Origin of the sequence: Streptomyces sp. NBC_00102, assembly GCF_026343115.1 — a bacterium.
In the GTDB taxonomy this organism is placed as follows: domain Bacteria; phylum Actinomycetota; class Actinomycetes; order Streptomycetales; family Streptomycetaceae; genus Streptomyces.
In genome coordinates, this window is record NZ_JAPEMC010000001.1 from 6,020,114 (window position 1) to 6,034,593 (window position 14,480).

8 protein-coding genes and 5 pseudogenes are annotated in these 14,480 nt (G+C 69.7%); 6 read left to right on the top strand and 7 right to left on the bottom strand.

Annotated features, from left to right (window positions below; all coding sequences use genetic code 11):
- Window positions 1-540: 540 nt before the first annotated feature.
- Window positions 541-996 (top strand): annotated as a pseudogene (locus tag OHA55_RS26465) (site-specific DNA-methyltransferase); the annotation flags it as partial.
- A gap of 96 nt (window positions 997-1,092) precedes the next feature.
- Here the strand turns inward: OHA55_RS26465 and OHA55_RS26470 are convergent.
- The 3 genes and pseudogenes from OHA55_RS26470 to OHA55_RS26480 form a co-directional block, all read right to left on the bottom strand.
- Window positions 1,093-2,012, bottom strand: a pseudogene (locus OHA55_RS26470) (DUF5655 domain-containing protein).
- Window positions 1,981-2,118: pseudogene (locus tag OHA55_RS26475) on the bottom strand (IS5/IS1182 family transposase); the annotation flags it as partial. The pseudogenes OHA55_RS26470 and OHA55_RS26475, both read right to left, overlap by 32 nt.
- Before the next feature lie 249 nt (window positions 2,119-2,367).
- Window positions 2,368-3,897 (bottom strand): UDP-N-acetylglucosamine 1-carboxyvinyltransferase, encoded by a 1,530-nt coding sequence (locus OHA55_RS26480; protein WP_266710157.1) that lies wholly within the window; start codon window positions 3,895-3,897, stop codon window positions 2,368-2,370.
- A 191-nt stretch (window positions 3,898-4,088) separates the two neighbouring features.
- Between OHA55_RS26480 and OHA55_RS26485 the strand changes: the two are divergent.
- From OHA55_RS26485 to OHA55_RS26505, 5 genes and pseudogenes are all read left to right on the top strand, one after another.
- Window positions 4,089-4,460: pseudogene (locus tag OHA55_RS26485) on the top strand (HIT domain-containing protein); the annotation flags it as partial.
- A 129-nt stretch (window positions 4,461-4,589) separates the two neighbouring features.
- Window positions 4,590-4,793: pseudogene (locus tag OHA55_RS26490) on the top strand (aminoglycoside phosphotransferase); the annotation flags it as partial.
- A gap of 8 nt (window positions 4,794-4,801) precedes the next feature.
- Entirely contained in the window at window positions 4,802-5,413 is a 612-nt protein-coding gene (locus OHA55_RS26495) for a GNAT family N-acetyltransferase (RefSeq protein WP_266710158.1), read from the top strand.
- Between the two features lie 465 nt (window positions 5,414-5,878).
- Window positions 5,879-8,593: an aconitate hydratase AcnA gene (gene acnA, locus OHA55_RS26500; protein WP_323180458.1), complete on the top strand. Its 2,715-nt coding sequence runs from the start codon at window positions 5,879-5,881 to the stop codon at window positions 8,591-8,593.
- Window positions 8,594-8,858: 265 nt separating this feature from the next.
- Complete coding sequence (locus OHA55_RS26505; RefSeq protein WP_266711177.1) at window positions 8,859-9,734, top strand: phosphotransferase family protein; 876 nt, start codon at window positions 8,859-8,861, stop codon at window positions 9,732-9,734.
- Between the two features lie 118 nt (window positions 9,735-9,852).
- Here the strand turns inward: OHA55_RS26505 and OHA55_RS26510 are convergent, their stop codons facing one another.
- The 4 genes from OHA55_RS26510 to OHA55_RS26525 are packed head-to-tail and all read right to left on the bottom strand — an operon-like array spanning window position 9,853 to window position 14,356.
- The gene (locus tag OHA55_RS26510) at window positions 9,853-11,232 is read right to left on the bottom strand and encodes a GH1 family beta-glucosidase (RefSeq protein WP_266710160.1); all 1,380 of its coding nucleotides are present in this window, start codon (window positions 11,230-11,232) and stop codon (window positions 9,853-9,855) included.
- Window positions 11,233-11,241: 9 nt separating this feature from the next.
- A complete protein-coding gene (locus tag OHA55_RS26515) occupies window positions 11,242-12,105 on the bottom strand; it encodes a carbohydrate ABC transporter permease (protein WP_266710161.1) in 864 nt (287 codons plus the stop codon).
- A 5-nt stretch (window positions 12,106-12,110) separates the two neighbouring features.
- The gene (locus tag OHA55_RS26520; protein ID WP_266710162.1) at window positions 12,111-13,082 is read right to left on the bottom strand and encodes a carbohydrate ABC transporter permease; all 972 of its coding nucleotides are present in this window, start codon (window positions 13,080-13,082) and stop codon (window positions 12,111-12,113) included.
- A gap of 11 nt (window positions 13,083-13,093) precedes the next feature.
- Window positions 13,094-14,356, bottom strand: a complete 1,263-nt coding sequence (locus OHA55_RS26525; protein ID WP_266710163.1) for a sugar ABC transporter substrate-binding protein — start codon at window positions 14,354-14,356, stop codon at window positions 13,094-13,096.
- Window positions 14,357-14,480: the final 124 nt, after the last annotated feature.

A 14,480-nucleotide genomic window follows, 5' to 3' on the forward strand; every position in this document is an offset into this window, starting at 1 on the left:
GGACGCCGACCAGGGCGCAGGGGTGGTTGGGCCGGCACTGGACCGCGAGGGTGGTGGAACGGCTCTCCGCGCCGCTGGCAGCCGAGCCCTTCCAGCGAATCGACTGCTTGCCGGAGACCGTGACGGCGCAGACGTACGCCTGAGTGATCGCCCCGGGGGCGTCCTGGAGGCCTGGGTGAAGGCGTGCGGGAAGTGCCCCTCGTTGATCTTGGCGGTGGCGACCTGCTTGTTGGCCGCCATCTCTTTCCACAGCACGGCCGAGGGGACCACTTGGTCGACGGAGGCCGGGTCGGCGTACTTCGACTCCGTGGTCAGCCAGCTTCCCGTTCGCCTCGGCCTGGTGACCACCGAAGTGGTGACCCCAGGCCCACACGCCCGCACTGACTGCGAGGGCGCCGACCACGGCGACGAGCCCGAAGAGGTTGATCGAGCCCAATACCTGCTTGAGGACGTTGAGGCCAGGGAGCCCGCCCTCGTTGGGCTTGATTCAGGGGTCGTAGGCGAGCTGTATGACCTGGTCAGCGAGATAGATGGGGACTCGACTGGCGACAGGAGCCGACCACCTCCGACGCACTGCAGATGGCGGGATGGACCTGGAGCGGCACAATTCCGTGGATCAAGCCGTCCAGTCGGCCCCGCAAGGGCGGGCCGAAGCAGGACTCGGAGTTCATCATCTGGGGGGGCAAGGGCTCCCTCGACAACACCCGCGACCTCTACCTGCCGGGGCACTACATCGCCTCCCAGCCCCGCAAGGGCCGGGTTCACATCACCCAGAAGCCGGTCGAGGTCATGCAGCAGCTCGTCCAGGTCTGCCCCGAGGGCGGCACCGTCCTCGACCCGTTCACCGGCAGCGGCTCCACCGGAGTCGCGGCCCTGCGCGAGGGACGCCGCCTCGTGGGCGTCGAGCTGTCCGCGCACTACGCGGACGTCGCCGAGGAGCGGCTGCGGGCCGAACTGACGAAGGACGACTTCGAGCCAGCCGGACCGGAGGCATGAGCGTGAGAGCGGAGAGGCCGGGGCCGGCGGCCCGCAGACGCCAGAGGGCGGCTGGTGCATCGACTAACCGATGCACCAGCCGCCCTTCCTATTGCGTCAGGCTGCCCCGAACGCCCGGCGGATCAGCGGCGTCGCCCTTTCCAGATCAGCGGCCGAGACGATGCGGACCTCCAGGTCGCCGGTGCCCAGGTGTCCGATGCCGCGCATGTCCCGGGTGAAGCCCTCCTCGAGCTCGACCGTGTCCGGGTCGAGTCTGAGGTACACCAGGATCGCCTCGTACTTCGGACGGAAGATCACCGACGCCACGTTCACCAACCGCCGGTAGGCGATGTAGTGCCGCAGCGGCGCCACCTCCACCTCGCCCCACGCCGTGAGCGCCTCGTCCAGCTCCGCGTACAGGTGCCGCAGGCACTCCGGCACCGCTCCGCCACCCGCAGGCGGAAAGATCGCCGAAGCCGTCGGCACCCTGTCCGCCACGGGTGCCCGCTCCCGACCCCGGCGAGACGAGGCAGCGCTCGGGAAGCCGGTCGCGGAGTCCACGAGCAGCAGCCCCAGCAGGCCACCGTCGAAGACCCGGTAGCGGACCAGGTCGATCCGCTCGGGCAACCTCTGCACCGCCACCCGGTCGTGGTGCGAGAAGCCCGCTGCGATGCAGATCATCCGCGGACGACGCCAGTCGACGGACTCGGCGGCCTCCGCCCCCAGCACCTTCCGCACGAGCGCCTCGAACTCGTGGTGCGCCGATTCCAGCCAGGACAGGTAGGAGACGGCCTGGGACATCACCCCGTTGTCCGAGCCCTTCTTGAACTCGATCACCACCGGGCTGCCGTTCTCGTCCAACCCCAGGGTGTCGATCGCCCCCGGTGCCAGGGGCCGGTCGGGTACTCCGATGCCAGGAACCGAATGCCCAGCATCTGCTCCAGACCGGCCTCGACTCGCCGCTGGAGCTCCACCTCCAGCGCCACCTTCGAACTGGACAGCTCTGCGCTTGCGGCCCACGATCTTCTTGCCGGCATCCGTGCCCTGGGTGTCGGTGGGGACACTGGCTGCGGTCTTCGCGCTCTGCGTGTCGATCACGCAGGCGGTGGGCTCGGCGGGGCGTCCTGGAAGTAGCCGAACACGGTGGTGTGCGGCGGCCGTCGGTGGGGACATCGCGAGGGCGCCCTTTGGTGAGCACTGTCCGTGATGGCTGACTGTCGTCCGACGTTCCTGATGTGGCGTCACCTATTCAAGATCATCTTGCGCGCATGTTGCACAAGGTGGCGAGAGACAGTGATGCTCAATGGAAGGTCGCGCAAGGGTGTAACCGCAGTTCAGAGGGTATTTGGAGTGGCGTGCCCCTTGCCCCCAAGGGGCACGCCACCCCGCCGGTCAGATGTCCCGGAAGATCTCGATCTGCGCGCCCACCGAGTTGAGCCGCTCCGCCAGCTCCTCGTAACCGCGGTTGATCACGTAGACGTTGCGGAGTACGGAAGTCCCCTCGGCGGCCATCATCGCGAGCAGCACGACGACGGCCGGGCGGAGGGCCGGCGGGCACATCATCTCGGCGGCGCGCCAGCGGGTCGGGCCCTCGACGAGGACGCGGTGCGGGTCGAGCAACTGGAGGCGGCCGCCGAGGCGGTTGAGGTCGGTGAGGTAGATGGCGCGGTTGTCGTAGACCCAGTCGTGGATCAGCGTCTGGCCGTGCGCGGAGGCGGCGATGGCCGCGAAGAACGGCACGTTGTCGATGTTCAGGCCGGGGAACGGCATCGGGTGGATCTTGTCGATCGGCGCCTCCAGCTTGGAGGGGCGCACGGTCAGGTCCACCAGCCGGGTACGGCCGTTGTCCGCCGCGTACTCGGTGGTACGGGCGCAGTCCACGCCCATCTCCTCCAGTACGGCCAGCTCGATCTCCAGGAACTCGATGGGCACCCGGCGGATCGTGAGCTCCGACTCCGTCACCACGGCCGCGGCCAGCAGGCTCATCGCCTCGACCGGGTCCTCGGAGGGGGAGTAGTCCACGTCGACGTCGATCTGCGGCACGCCGTGCACGGTCAGCGTCGTCGTCCCGACGCCGTCCACCCGTACGCCCAGGGCCTCCAGGAAGAAGCAGAGGTCCTGGACCATGTAGTTGGAGGAGGCGTTGCGGATGACGGTGGTGCCGTCGTGCCGGGCGGCGGCGAGCAGCGCGTTCTCGGTCACGGTGTCCCCGCGCTCGGTCAGCACGATGGGGCGGCCGGGGGTGACGGAGTGGTCGATCTGGGCGTGGTAGAGACCGTCCGTCGCGGCGATCTCCAGGCCGAAGCGGCGCAGCGCGATCATGTGCGGTTCGATCGTGCGGGTGCCGAGGTCGCAGCCGCCGGCGTACGGCAGCTTGAACTGGTCCATGCGGTGCAGCAGCGGGCCCAGGAACATGATGATCGAGCGGGTGCGGCGCGCGGCGTCGGCGTCGATCGCCTCCATGTCCAGCTGTGCGGGCGGCACGATCTCCAGGTCCACGCCGTCGTTGATCCAGCGGGTGCGGACACCGATGGAGTTGAGGACCTCCAGGAGCCGGAAGACCTCTTCGATGCGGGCGACGCGGCGCAGCACGGTGCGGCCCTTGTTGAGGAGGGAGCCGCAGAGCAGGGCGACGCAGGCGTTCTTGCTCGTCTTGACGTCGATGGCGCCCGAGAGGCGTCGGCCGCCGACGACCCGCAGATGCATGGGGCCGGCGTAACCGAGCGACACGATCTCGCTGTCGAGAGCCTCGCCGATGCGGGCGATCATCTCAAGGCTGATGTTCTGGTTGCCGCGCTCGATGCGGTTGACGGCGCTCTGGCTGGTGGCGAGAGCCTCGGCCAACTGTGTCTGTGTCCAGCCCCGGTGCTGACGGGCGTCACGGATGAGCTTGCCGATGCGTACGAGGTAGTCGTCTGACATATCGGCAGGCTATCTCACATATGAGATGTGCGTGCATTCGGGCGGGGCATTCGAGTGAAAAGACGACCGGGGCGCCGGGCGGCCGTTCGTGGCACCGGGGCGGGCGCGCCAGGGTTTCCGGGCCCCTGTCGTGCCAGGGCCTGCGCCAGGAGTGTGAGAGTGACCCGGCGTCAGGGTTGCACGGTCGCTCCATGAACGCATGGCCACGCGTCCCGAGCGGGTATGTCGCCGGTCCGGCGGCTCGTGTCCCGGTCCGCCGGGCCTGGCGGCCACGCGCACGTTGCGGCGGCGCTCCCCCTGGGCGGAGCCCGTGCGTAGAGCACGAGGTGGTGGACGGGGACGGGCTGCCCATCGCGTTCCTGGACCGCTGGCCCACCCTCCCGGCGAAGGTGCTGGTGGCGCCCAAGGCGCGCCTGGAACACGTGGTCGCGGACCTGGATGCGGAGGGGTTCCACCGGCTGATGGAGGTCGTCCGGCTGGTGGCGAGGGCCGTCGAGGCCGTCGCCGCGCCCGAGCGGACCTACCTGTACTCGCTGGGCAGCCAGGAGGGCAACGCCCACATCCACTGGCACATCGCTGCGCTGCCGCCCGGCGTCCCGTACGCCGAGCGGCAGTTCCACGCGCTGATGGCCGAGAACGGTGTGCTGCGCGGCACGCCCGCCGACGAGCGGCGGCTCGGCCGGCGGATCAGGGTCGGTGCCTGGCACCTGTTGCGGCCGGGTCCGCGGGAAGTCCTCCGGCGGACTCTGGCGTGCGGCGACCTGGAGTGGGAGCGCGGCAAGGCATGGGCGTTCGAACAGGCGATGGGTCTTGTCTGGTACTACGCCAGGAGCAACCCGACGATGAGCGCCGCGGCCCGCCGGACCCTCGACCGCATTCTGGAGGCTGAACAGTGACACCACCCGTGCCCGCCACCACCGAGTGGGGCCCCGCCCCCTGGCCGCCCGCCCCGATACGGACCGAGCGGCTCGTCCTCCGCGAGTCCGAGGCGCGCGACCGCGAGGGCTGCATCGAGCTGTTCGCCTCGCCGGAGGTGCGCACCTACCTCGGTGGCCCCCGGCCCCGTGAAGAGCTCGAAGGCGCGGTGCCCGGCCTGCCCGGCCGCCGTCCCGGCGTCTTCGTGGTCGATCTCGACGGAGAGATGATCGGCTCGGTCACGCTCGAACGACGCGACGCCGGGCGTCCGGGGCGCGTTCCCGCAAGCGCCGGGGATGCGGGACACGCCGGGGACATCGAGCTCGGCTACATGTTCCTGCCGACGGCATGGGGGCGCGGGTACGCCGCCGAGGCGTGCGCGGCGGCGCTCGGCTGGTTCGCGAAAGCGCTGCCCGGCGAGCCCGTGGTGCTCTGCACCCAGACCGCCAACGACCGCTCGATGCGCCTGGCGGCGAAACTTGGGTTCACCGAGGTGGAACGGTTCCAGGAGTGGGGCGCCGAACAGTGGTTCGGCGCGTGGTCCCCGGTCGCCCCGGTCACCACGGTCGGTCCGCCCGCCCCGGTCGGTCCGCCCGCCTGACGCCGGGACGGCGGGGCCCGTGCGGAAACGGTCGCGGCGAACCCGGCGGTCCGGGCCCCCGGGGGCGCCGCCACCCGGACCGGTACGCCCGCGCGCGCCCGCCCGACACCCTGGTGCCTCCGCCTGTGCCTGCCCGGCTCCCGCGTACGTCCGCGCGGCGCGCCCCGCGGTGCCGACGGGTTCGTCCGCCGGACAGGCCGGAACCACCGGAGCGGCCGTCGGGCGCCCCGACGGGGATGACGGCGGACACCCGGCTCCCGGGCATGACCGTTCGACGGCGATGTACTAGAGTTATCTCGACATCGAGATATCTGCCGAGGCGCACCGCGGCCGCCGCAAAGTAAGGGTTACCTAACTAATCCTCACTGTAGCGGATCGGTGAGAGGTCCTGGGCGGCACCACACGGCGCCCGCCGTGAGTGAGGCGCGGCGCGGTAGTACGCGCACATTGATGAAGGAGACTGTCGTGTCGGCGAACAGCTTCGACGCCCGCAGCACGCTGCGCGTGGGCGACGAGTCGTACGAGATCTTCCGGCTGGACAAGGTGGAGGGCTCCGCTCGCCTCCCGTACAGCCTGAAGGTGCTGCTGGAGAACCTCCTCCGCACCGAGGACGGCGCGAACATCACCGCCGACCACATCCGGGCGCTGGGCGGCTGGGACTCCCAGGCGCAGCCGAGCCAGGAGATCCAGTTCACGCCGGCCCGCGTGATCATGCAGGACTTCACCGGCGTTCCCTGCGTCGTCGACCTCGCCACCATGCGTGAGGCCGTGAAGGAGCTCGGCGGCGACCCGGCGAAGATCAACCCGCTGGCCCCGGCCGAGCTGGTCATCGACCACTCCGTCATCGCCGACAAGTTCGGCACCAACGACGCGTTCGCCCAGAACGTCGAGCTGGAGTACGGCCGCAACAAGGAGCGCTACCAGTTCCTGCGCTGGGGCCAGACCGCCTTCGACGAGTTCAAGGTCGTCCCCCCGGGCACCGGCATCGTGCACCAGGTCAACATCGAGCACCTGGCCCGCACGGTCATGGTCCGCGGCGGCCAGGCGTACCCCGACACCCTCGTCGGCACCGACTCGCACACCACGATGGTCAACGGCCTCGGCGTGCTGGGCTGGGGCGTCGGCGGCATCGAGGCCGAGGCCGCGATGCTCGGCCAGCCGGTCTCCATGCTCATCCCGCGCGTCGTCGGCTTCAAGCTGACCGGCGAGCTGCCGGCCGGCACCACCGCCACCGACCTGGTGCTCACGATCACCGAGATGCTGCGCAAGCACGGCGTCGTCGGCAAGTTCGTCGAGTTCTACGGTGAGGGCGTCGCCGCCACCTCGCTGGCCAACCGCGCCACCATCGGCAACATGTCGCCGGAGTTCGGTTCCACCGCCGCGATCTTCCCGATCGACGACGAGACCCTGAACTACCTGCGTCTGACCGGCCGTGACGCCCAGCAGGTCGCGCTCGTCGAGGCGTACGCCAAGGAGCAGGGCCTCTGGCTGGACCCGGCCGCCGAGCCGGACTTCTCCGAGAAGCTGGAGCTCGACCTCTCCACGGTCGTCCCCTCCATCGCCGGCCCGAAGCGCCCGCAGGACCGCATCATCCTCGCCGACGCCAAGGCGCAGTTCGCCCAGGACGTGCGCAACTACGTCTCGGACGACGAGGAGTCGGGCAAGGAGTCCTTCCCGGCCTCCGACGCCCCCGCCGCCCACAACGGCGTCCCGTCGAACCCGACCACGGTCACGGCCCCCGACGGCACCACGTACGAGATCGACCACGGCGCCGTCACCGTCGCCGCGATCACCTCCTGCACCAACACCTCGAACCCGTACGTCATGGTCGCCGCGGCGCTCGTGGCGAAGAAGGCGGTCGAGAAGGGCCTGACCCGCAAGCCGTGGGTCAAGACCACCCTCGCCCCGGGCTCGAAGGTCGTCACCGACTACTTCGACAAGGCGGGCCTCACCCCGTACCTCGACAAGGTCGGCTTCAACCTCGTCGGCTACGGCTGCACCACCTGCATCGGCAACTCCGGCCCGCTGCCGGAAGAGGTCTCCAAGGCGGTCAACGAGCACGACCTGGCCGTGACCTCGGTGCTCTCCGGCAACCGCAACTTCGAGGGCCGGATCAACCCCGACGTCAAGATGAACTACCTGGCGTCCCCGCCGCTGGTCGTCGCGTACGCCATCGCCGGTTCGATGAAGGTCGACATCACCAAGGACGCCCTCGGCGTCGACCAGGAAGGCAAGCCCGTCTTCCTGGCGGACATCTGGCCCTCCGAGGCCGAGGTGAACGACGTCGTCGCCAACTCCATCGGCGAGGACATGTTCAACAAGTCCTACCAGGACGTCTTCGCGGGCGACGCCCAGTGGCAGGCGCTGCCGATCCCGACCGGCAACACCTTCGAGTGGGACTCCGAGTCCACCTACGTCCGGAAGCCCCCGTACTTCGAGGGCATGACGATGGAGACGACCCCGGTCGTCGACATCACCGGCGCCCGGGTGCTCGCCAAGCTCGGCGACTCGGTCACCACCGACCACATCTCCCCGGCCGGTGCGATCAAGGCCGACACCCCGGCCGGCAAGTACCTCACGGAGCACGGCATCGAGCGTCGTGACTTCAACTCCTACGGCTCGCGCCGTGGCAACCACGAGGTCATGATCCGCGGCACGTTCGCCAACATCCGCCTGCGCAACCAGATCGCGCCGGGCACCGAGGGCGGCTTCACCCGCGACTTCACCCAGGCCGATGCCCCCGTGTCGTTCATCTACGACGCCTCCCAGAACTACCAGGCCGCCGGCACCCCGCTGGTCATCCTGGCGGGCAAGGAGTACGGCTCCGGCTCGTCCCGCGACTGGGCAGCCAAGGGCACCGCGCTGCTGGGCGTCAAGGCCGTCATCGCCGAGTCGTACGAGCGCATCCACCGCTCGAACCTCATCGGCATGGGCGTCCTGCCGCTGCAGTTCCCGGAGGGCCAGACCGCCGAGTCCCTCGGCCTCACCGGCGAGGAGACCTTCTCCTTCACCGGCGTGACCGTGCTGAACGACGGCACCACCCCGCGCACGGTCAAGGTCACCACCGACACCGGTGTGGAGTTCGACGGCGTCGTCCGCATCGACACCCCCGGCGAGGCGGACTACTACCGCAACGGCGGCATCCTGCAGTACGTGCTCCGCAGCCTGATCCGCAAGTAGGCCCGAGCGGCGCACACCACGCGCTGCCTGAAGCCGACGAAGGGGCCGCACCACCCCGGACGAGAGTCCGGCGGGGGTGCGGCCCCTTCCGCGTACCCGTACAGTGCCCGGGTCGCCGCGGCCGTCGCGGTGGGGAGAGGCGGTCGAGAACGTGGCACCCGGGGCGGGGACGAGGGAGCGGCTGGCGGACGCGGCGCGGGCCGCGCTGGGCGGCGGGCGACGGCTGGAGGCGGTCGAGCGGGTCACGGGCGGCAGTAAGAAGGGCGTGTACCGCTTGCTGATGGACGACGCGACGACGGCGGTCGCCTACCTGTGGGACGACGCGGAGAACTACTGGCCCGCCGCCGAGGGCGACGACGACCTCACCGACCCGTTCTCGCCCGGCCTCGGAATCGATCTGTTCCACGCCGCCCACGCGCGTCTGGACGCGCTCGGGGTCCGCGTCCCGGCGCTCCGCCTCCTCGACCGCGACGGCGCCCACGGCGAGGGCGGCCTGGCGATCGTGGAGGACCTCCGGGGGGAGAGCCTGGAAGAGCTGCTGGCGCGCGACCGGCACGCGGCCCGTCCGGTCATGGACCGGCTCGCGGAGTCGCTGAACGCGATGCGGGCCCACCGGGCACCGGCGTACGGCAAGGTGGCCGTGGTCGACGGCGGAGGAACGTCACGCGGATCGTCCTGCGAGGAGGTCGTCCTCGGCCGTGCGCTGCGCGACCTCGCCGAGGCCGCCTCGCGCGACCCCCGGATCGCCGACGCCCGCGACCGGCTGGAGGAACGGCTGCTCGGCCTGGCGGCGGTGGTGCGGCCGCGCGCGGAGTACGCGGTCGTCCACGGCGAACTGGGACCCGACCACGTGCGGGTGGACGCCGACGGCAACCCCGTGGTGATCGACATCGAGGGGGTGATGTACTTCGACGTCGAGTGGGAGCACGTGTTCCTGCGCATCCGCCTGCACGAGGCCTACCGGCCGCTGGAGGCGGACGGGCTGGACCAGGACCGGCTCGCGCTGTACCTGCTCGCCCAGCGGCTCTCGCTGACCGCGGGCCCGCTGCGCCTGCTCGACGGAGACTTCCCCGACCGGGCTTTCATGGCGGGCATCGCCGAGTACAACCTCAAGCAGGCGCTTGAGCTGGTCCGCCCCTGAACTCCCGCCGCCGCACGGCCCGTCGCACACGGAAGCGGGGCCGTACGGCGTGTTCACCAACACGCCGTACGGCCCCGCACCCGATGGCTCCGGGGGTCAGGACCCGGAGCCGTGCCGGTTACTTCCGGTGCGCCTTGATCAGCTCCTGGTACCAGCGGTAGCTGTCCTTCGGGGTGCGCTCCTGGGTGTCGTAGTCGACCCGGATGATCCCGAACCGCTTCGCGTACCCTAGGGCCCACTCGAAGTTGTCCAGCAGCGACCAGACGTAGTAGCCCTGGACCTCCACCCCGGCGTCCATGGCGGCCTTGAGGGCCGTCAGGTGGTCGCGCAGGTACTCGACGCGGTCCGTGTCGTGCACGGCGCCGTCCTCGTCGACGGTGTCGTACTCGGCCGAGCCGTTCTCCGTGATGTGGATGGGCGGCAGGGCCTCGCCGTAGGTCTTCTTCAGATCCGTCAGCAGATCGGTGAAGGTCTCCGGGACGACCGGCCAGCCCATCGCGGTGCGGCGGACGTCCGGGTACTCCGTCTCGCGGAGCCGGTTGTCGGTCGCCACGCGCAGCGACGGGTCGGCCTCGCGGTACGGGGCGTCCGCGACGACGATCGGGCGGTAGTAGTTGATGCCCAGGAAGTCGAGCGGCTGGGAGATCAGCTCCAGGTCGCCGTCGAGACGGAAGTCCTGGTTGGTGATGAGCTCGCCCCAGGTCTCCTCGTCACTGGCCGGGTAGCGGCCCGCGAGGATCGGCTCGGTCCACACCAGGTTGTGCTGGGTGTCCGCGCGGAGCACCGCGCCGCGGTCGGCGTCGGTGTCGGCCGCCGGCAGGTTGCGGTCCAGGTTGAGGGTGATGCCCGCGTCGCGGACGCCCGCGGCGCGCAGCGCCTTCATGGCCAGGCCGTGGCCGACCAGCAGGTGGTGGGCGGCGGCCAGTGCGCCGGTGCCCTCCTTGGCGCCCGGGGCGTGCCGGCCGACGGAGTAACCGAGGAAGGCGCTGCACCAGGGCTCGTTGAGGGTGATCCAGCGCGGCACCCGGTCGGCCAGGTGCTCGGCCACGATCGAGGTGAACTCGCCGAATCGCTCGGCGGTCTCACGGACCCGCCAGCCGCCCTTGTCCTCCAGGGCCTGCGGAAGGTCCCAGTGGTAGAGGGTCGCGGCGGGCTCGATGCCCGCTTCGAGCAGGTTGTCGACCAGACGCGAATAGAAGTCCAGGCCCTTGGCGTTGGCCGGGCCGCTGCCGGTCGGCTGGATGCGGGGCCAGGCTATGGAGAAACGGTACGAATCCACGCCCAGGTCGCGCAGGAGCGCCACGTCCTCGGGGTAGCGGTGGTAGTGGTCGCAGGCCACGTCACCCGTGTCGCCGCCGTCCGTACGTCCCGGTGTGTGGCTGTAGGTGTCCCAGATGGAGGGGCCGCGGCCGTCCTCGGCCACCGCGCCTTCGATCTGGTACGACGCGGTGGCCGCACCGAACACGAATCCCGGAGGGAAGACAGGGAACTCACTCATGAAAAGCCCTTACTTGACCGAGCCGCCGGTGATCCCGGCGGCGATGTACTTCTGGGACAGGACGAGCAGCACGGCTGCCGGGATCGCCGACAGAACCGCCGCGGACATGACCGAGCCCCAGTCTCCGACGTGCGCACCGATGTACTGGTAGATGCCGAGGGTGATCGGCTTCACGTCGTCCGTGGTGTTCAGTGTGAGGGCAAACATGAAATCGCTCCAGGCGTACAGGAACGAGAACAGCCCCGCTGTGATCAGGGAGTTGCGGCTCATGGGCAGCACGACCTGGACAAAGGTACGGAACTTGCCCGCGCCGTCGACCTCCGCCGCCTCGATGACCTCGCGCGGGATGGCCACCATGAACGAACGCATCAGCACGATCGCGAACGGGATGCCCAGCGAGGCGTCCGCCAGCATCAGGCCGGCGTAGGAGTTGACCAGCCCCAGGTCCACGTAGGCACTGTACAGAGCGTTCGCGATGACGATGCCGGGGACCATCTGCGTGATCAACGTGCCGAAGACGACGGTCTTCGTGCCGCGCAGCTTGAACTGGGCGAGCCCGTAGGCGGCCGGCGCCGAGAACGCGAGACAGATGACGACGGCGCCGAGCGCGACGCCGAGCGAGGTCAGCAGGTGCCCGCCCTGCTCCTTGAACGCGTCGCTGAAGCCGGACAGGTCCAGGCTGTGCGGGACCGGCGAGACCTCCAGCAGGCCCGACTCCGGCTGGAGGGCCGTGTTGACCATCCAGTAGAGCGGGAAGAGCATCACGCAGAGGATGACGATGCCGACGATCGTCGCGCCCCAGCGGCGCTTCGGCCGGTTCTCGGCCGGGCTGCCCGTCGTGCGGGCCGAAACGGCGGGAGTGGTGGTCGCCATGCCGTTCACTTCCCCTCGTTGCGGTTGGCCCGCAGGTAGAACACCGCGAAGACCGCGGAGATCAGGATCAGGATGTTGCCGACCACCGCGCCCGCGCCGAAGTCCAGCTGGGCGAAGGAGTTCTGGTACGTCAGGGTGCCGAGCGTCTGGGTGGAGTCGGCGGGACCGCCGTCCGTCAGGGCGAGGACCAGGTCCAGGATCTTGACGGTCGACATGAAGCCCAGCACCAGCACCACGGTGATGACCGGCTTCAGCAGCGGCAGGGTGATGGAGCGGAACTGGCGCCAGGCGGAGGCGCCGTCGAGCGAGGCCGCCTCGTACATCTCCTTCGGGACCTCCTGGAGGCCGCCGTAGAGGATCACCATGTTGAACGGGATGCCGATCCAGATGTTCACCATGACGACGGAGATCAGCGCCATGCCGGTGCTGCTCAGCCAGGGGGTGTCACCGGCACCGAACAGACCCAGGAAGGAGTTGAGCACACCGGTGTCCTGGTCGAGGATGCGGCGCCAGACGACACCGGAGACGACCATCGGGACCAGCCAGGGCAGCAGGATCAGCGAGCGCAGCACCCCGTTGAGCGGGAAGCGGCGGTTGAAGAACACCGCGAGGGCGAGGCCGATGCAGAACTGCCCGATCAGCGAGCCGATCGTGAAGAGGATGGTCTGCCAGAGGGCCTTGCCGAACAGGTCGTCCTGGAAGACGTTCCGCCAGTTGTCCAGCCCGTTGAAGGGGGCCTTGCCGGTGAAGAAGGTGGACGGCGTGTAGTGCTGGAAGCTCATCACGACGTTGCGGACGAGCGGGTAGCCGAAGAACAGCAGCATGAAGATCACGGCGGGGGCGATGAACCCCCACTGGGCCAGCGTGCGGCGGCGCTTGAGCGAGCCGGGCTTCGGGACCTTTGCCACGGGGGCAGCCTTGGGTGCGGTGCTCGCGGGTGCGGAGCCGGCGGGTGCGGAGGCAGCGGTGGATGACATGTTCAGATACCTCAGTTCCCGCTCTCGACACGCTGCTGAGCGTGGTGGAGGGCCGACTCGCTGGACTGCCCGGTGAGGGCCGACTGGAAGGCGCTCTGCAGGGCCAGCGACACGGAGGTCCAGCCGGAGCCGAGCTTCGCGGTGCGCGAGCGGGCGGTGGCCACCTGGTCGGCGAGCGAGCTGAGCGACGGCACCTTGGTGCGCCACACGGCCGCGGCCTTCTCGTTGGCCGGGATCATCCAGCTGTTCAGCGCGTAGGTGACCTCCTCCTGCTCGCTGGTCATGCAGTTGACGATCTTCGCGGAGGTCTTCTCCCGCGCGGTGTCGCCGACGTCCGGGATGGTCAGCATCCCGCCGCCCAGCGGACCCACCGAGTCCTCACCGGCCTTCGGGACCGGGATCTGCGCGATGCCCCAGTGCAGGTTCTTCTTCGTGTTGAGCGTCTCGACCTGCCACGGACCATTGATCATCATGGCCGCGTTGCCCGCCATGAACTGGTCGTTGACGTCGGCCTGCGTCCAGTTGACCGTGGACTTGGAGAGGGAGCCGTCCTTGATGAGGCCCTTCCAGTAGTCCAGCGCCCCGACCACGTTCGCGGAGTCGAGGTCGGTCTCGTCACCGCCGTTGGACCACATGAACGGCGTGAACTGGTAGACACCGTCCTCCGCGCCGCCCGCGCTGAGCGCGATGCCGTAACTGCCGCTCTTGGTGAGCTTCTTGGCGGTGGCCTGCATCTCGGCCCAGGTGGTGGGCACCGGCAGCCCGGCCTTGTCGAGGATGTCCTTGTTGTAGAAGAGCGCGAGGGTGTTGACCGTGCGCGCCGCTCCGTAGTACGTGCCCTTGTACGAGCCGTAGTCGAGGATGCCCTGGGGGATGTCCGCGGTGGAGACGCCCAGCTTCTTCAGGTCCAGCAGACCGCCGGTCTCGGCGAAGGTCGGCATCTCGGAGCCGTCGAACTGGATGATGTCGGGCAGTGACTTCGAGGAAGCCATCCGCAGCGACTTCGTCATGACCTGCGCGGCGGGGACGGACTGTTGCTCGATGGTGACGCCCAGCTGCTTGCTGCAGCGCTTCAGCGTCGCGGCGTCCCAGCCGTGGTACGAGTCGTCCGTCGAGGAGTTCAGGACGGTGAACACGCTCGCGTCGCGCTGCGAGCCGCAGCCGGAGAGCGCTACGGCGCCGACGAGCGCGGAGACAACGGTGAGCGGGACGATGACCCGCCGGTCGAGACGGCGGCGCCGCTGGCGCGATCCGTCCGTTATGTGTGCTGTCACGGGGGTGCCCTTGCGTGGGGAGTGGGCCGGGCTCCCGGAGACACCGGTGTCTCCGGGAGAGGGGGTCGTGCCCCGGGTACGGGTCCGGCTGGTTCCGTACCCGGCGGGGGGCGTCCCGCACGAC

Excerpts from the sequence above, each read along its gene's own strand:
- OHA55_RS26480 (WP_266710157.1), bottom strand. The coding sequence starts at position 3,897 with ATGTCAGACGACTACCTCGTACGCATCGGCAAGCTCATCCGTGACGCC.
- OHA55_RS26510 (WP_266710160.1), bottom strand. The coding sequence starts at position 11,232 with ATGAGTGAGTTCCCTGTCTTCCCTCCGGGATTCGTGTTCGGTGCGGCC.
- OHA55_RS26515 (WP_266710161.1), bottom strand. The coding sequence starts at position 12,105 with ATGGCGACCACCACTCCCGCCGTTTCGGCCCGCACGACGGGCAGCCCG.
- OHA55_RS26520 (WP_266710162.1), bottom strand. The coding sequence starts at position 13,082 with ATGTCATCCACCGCTGCCTCCGCACCCGCCGGCTCCGCACCCGCGAGC.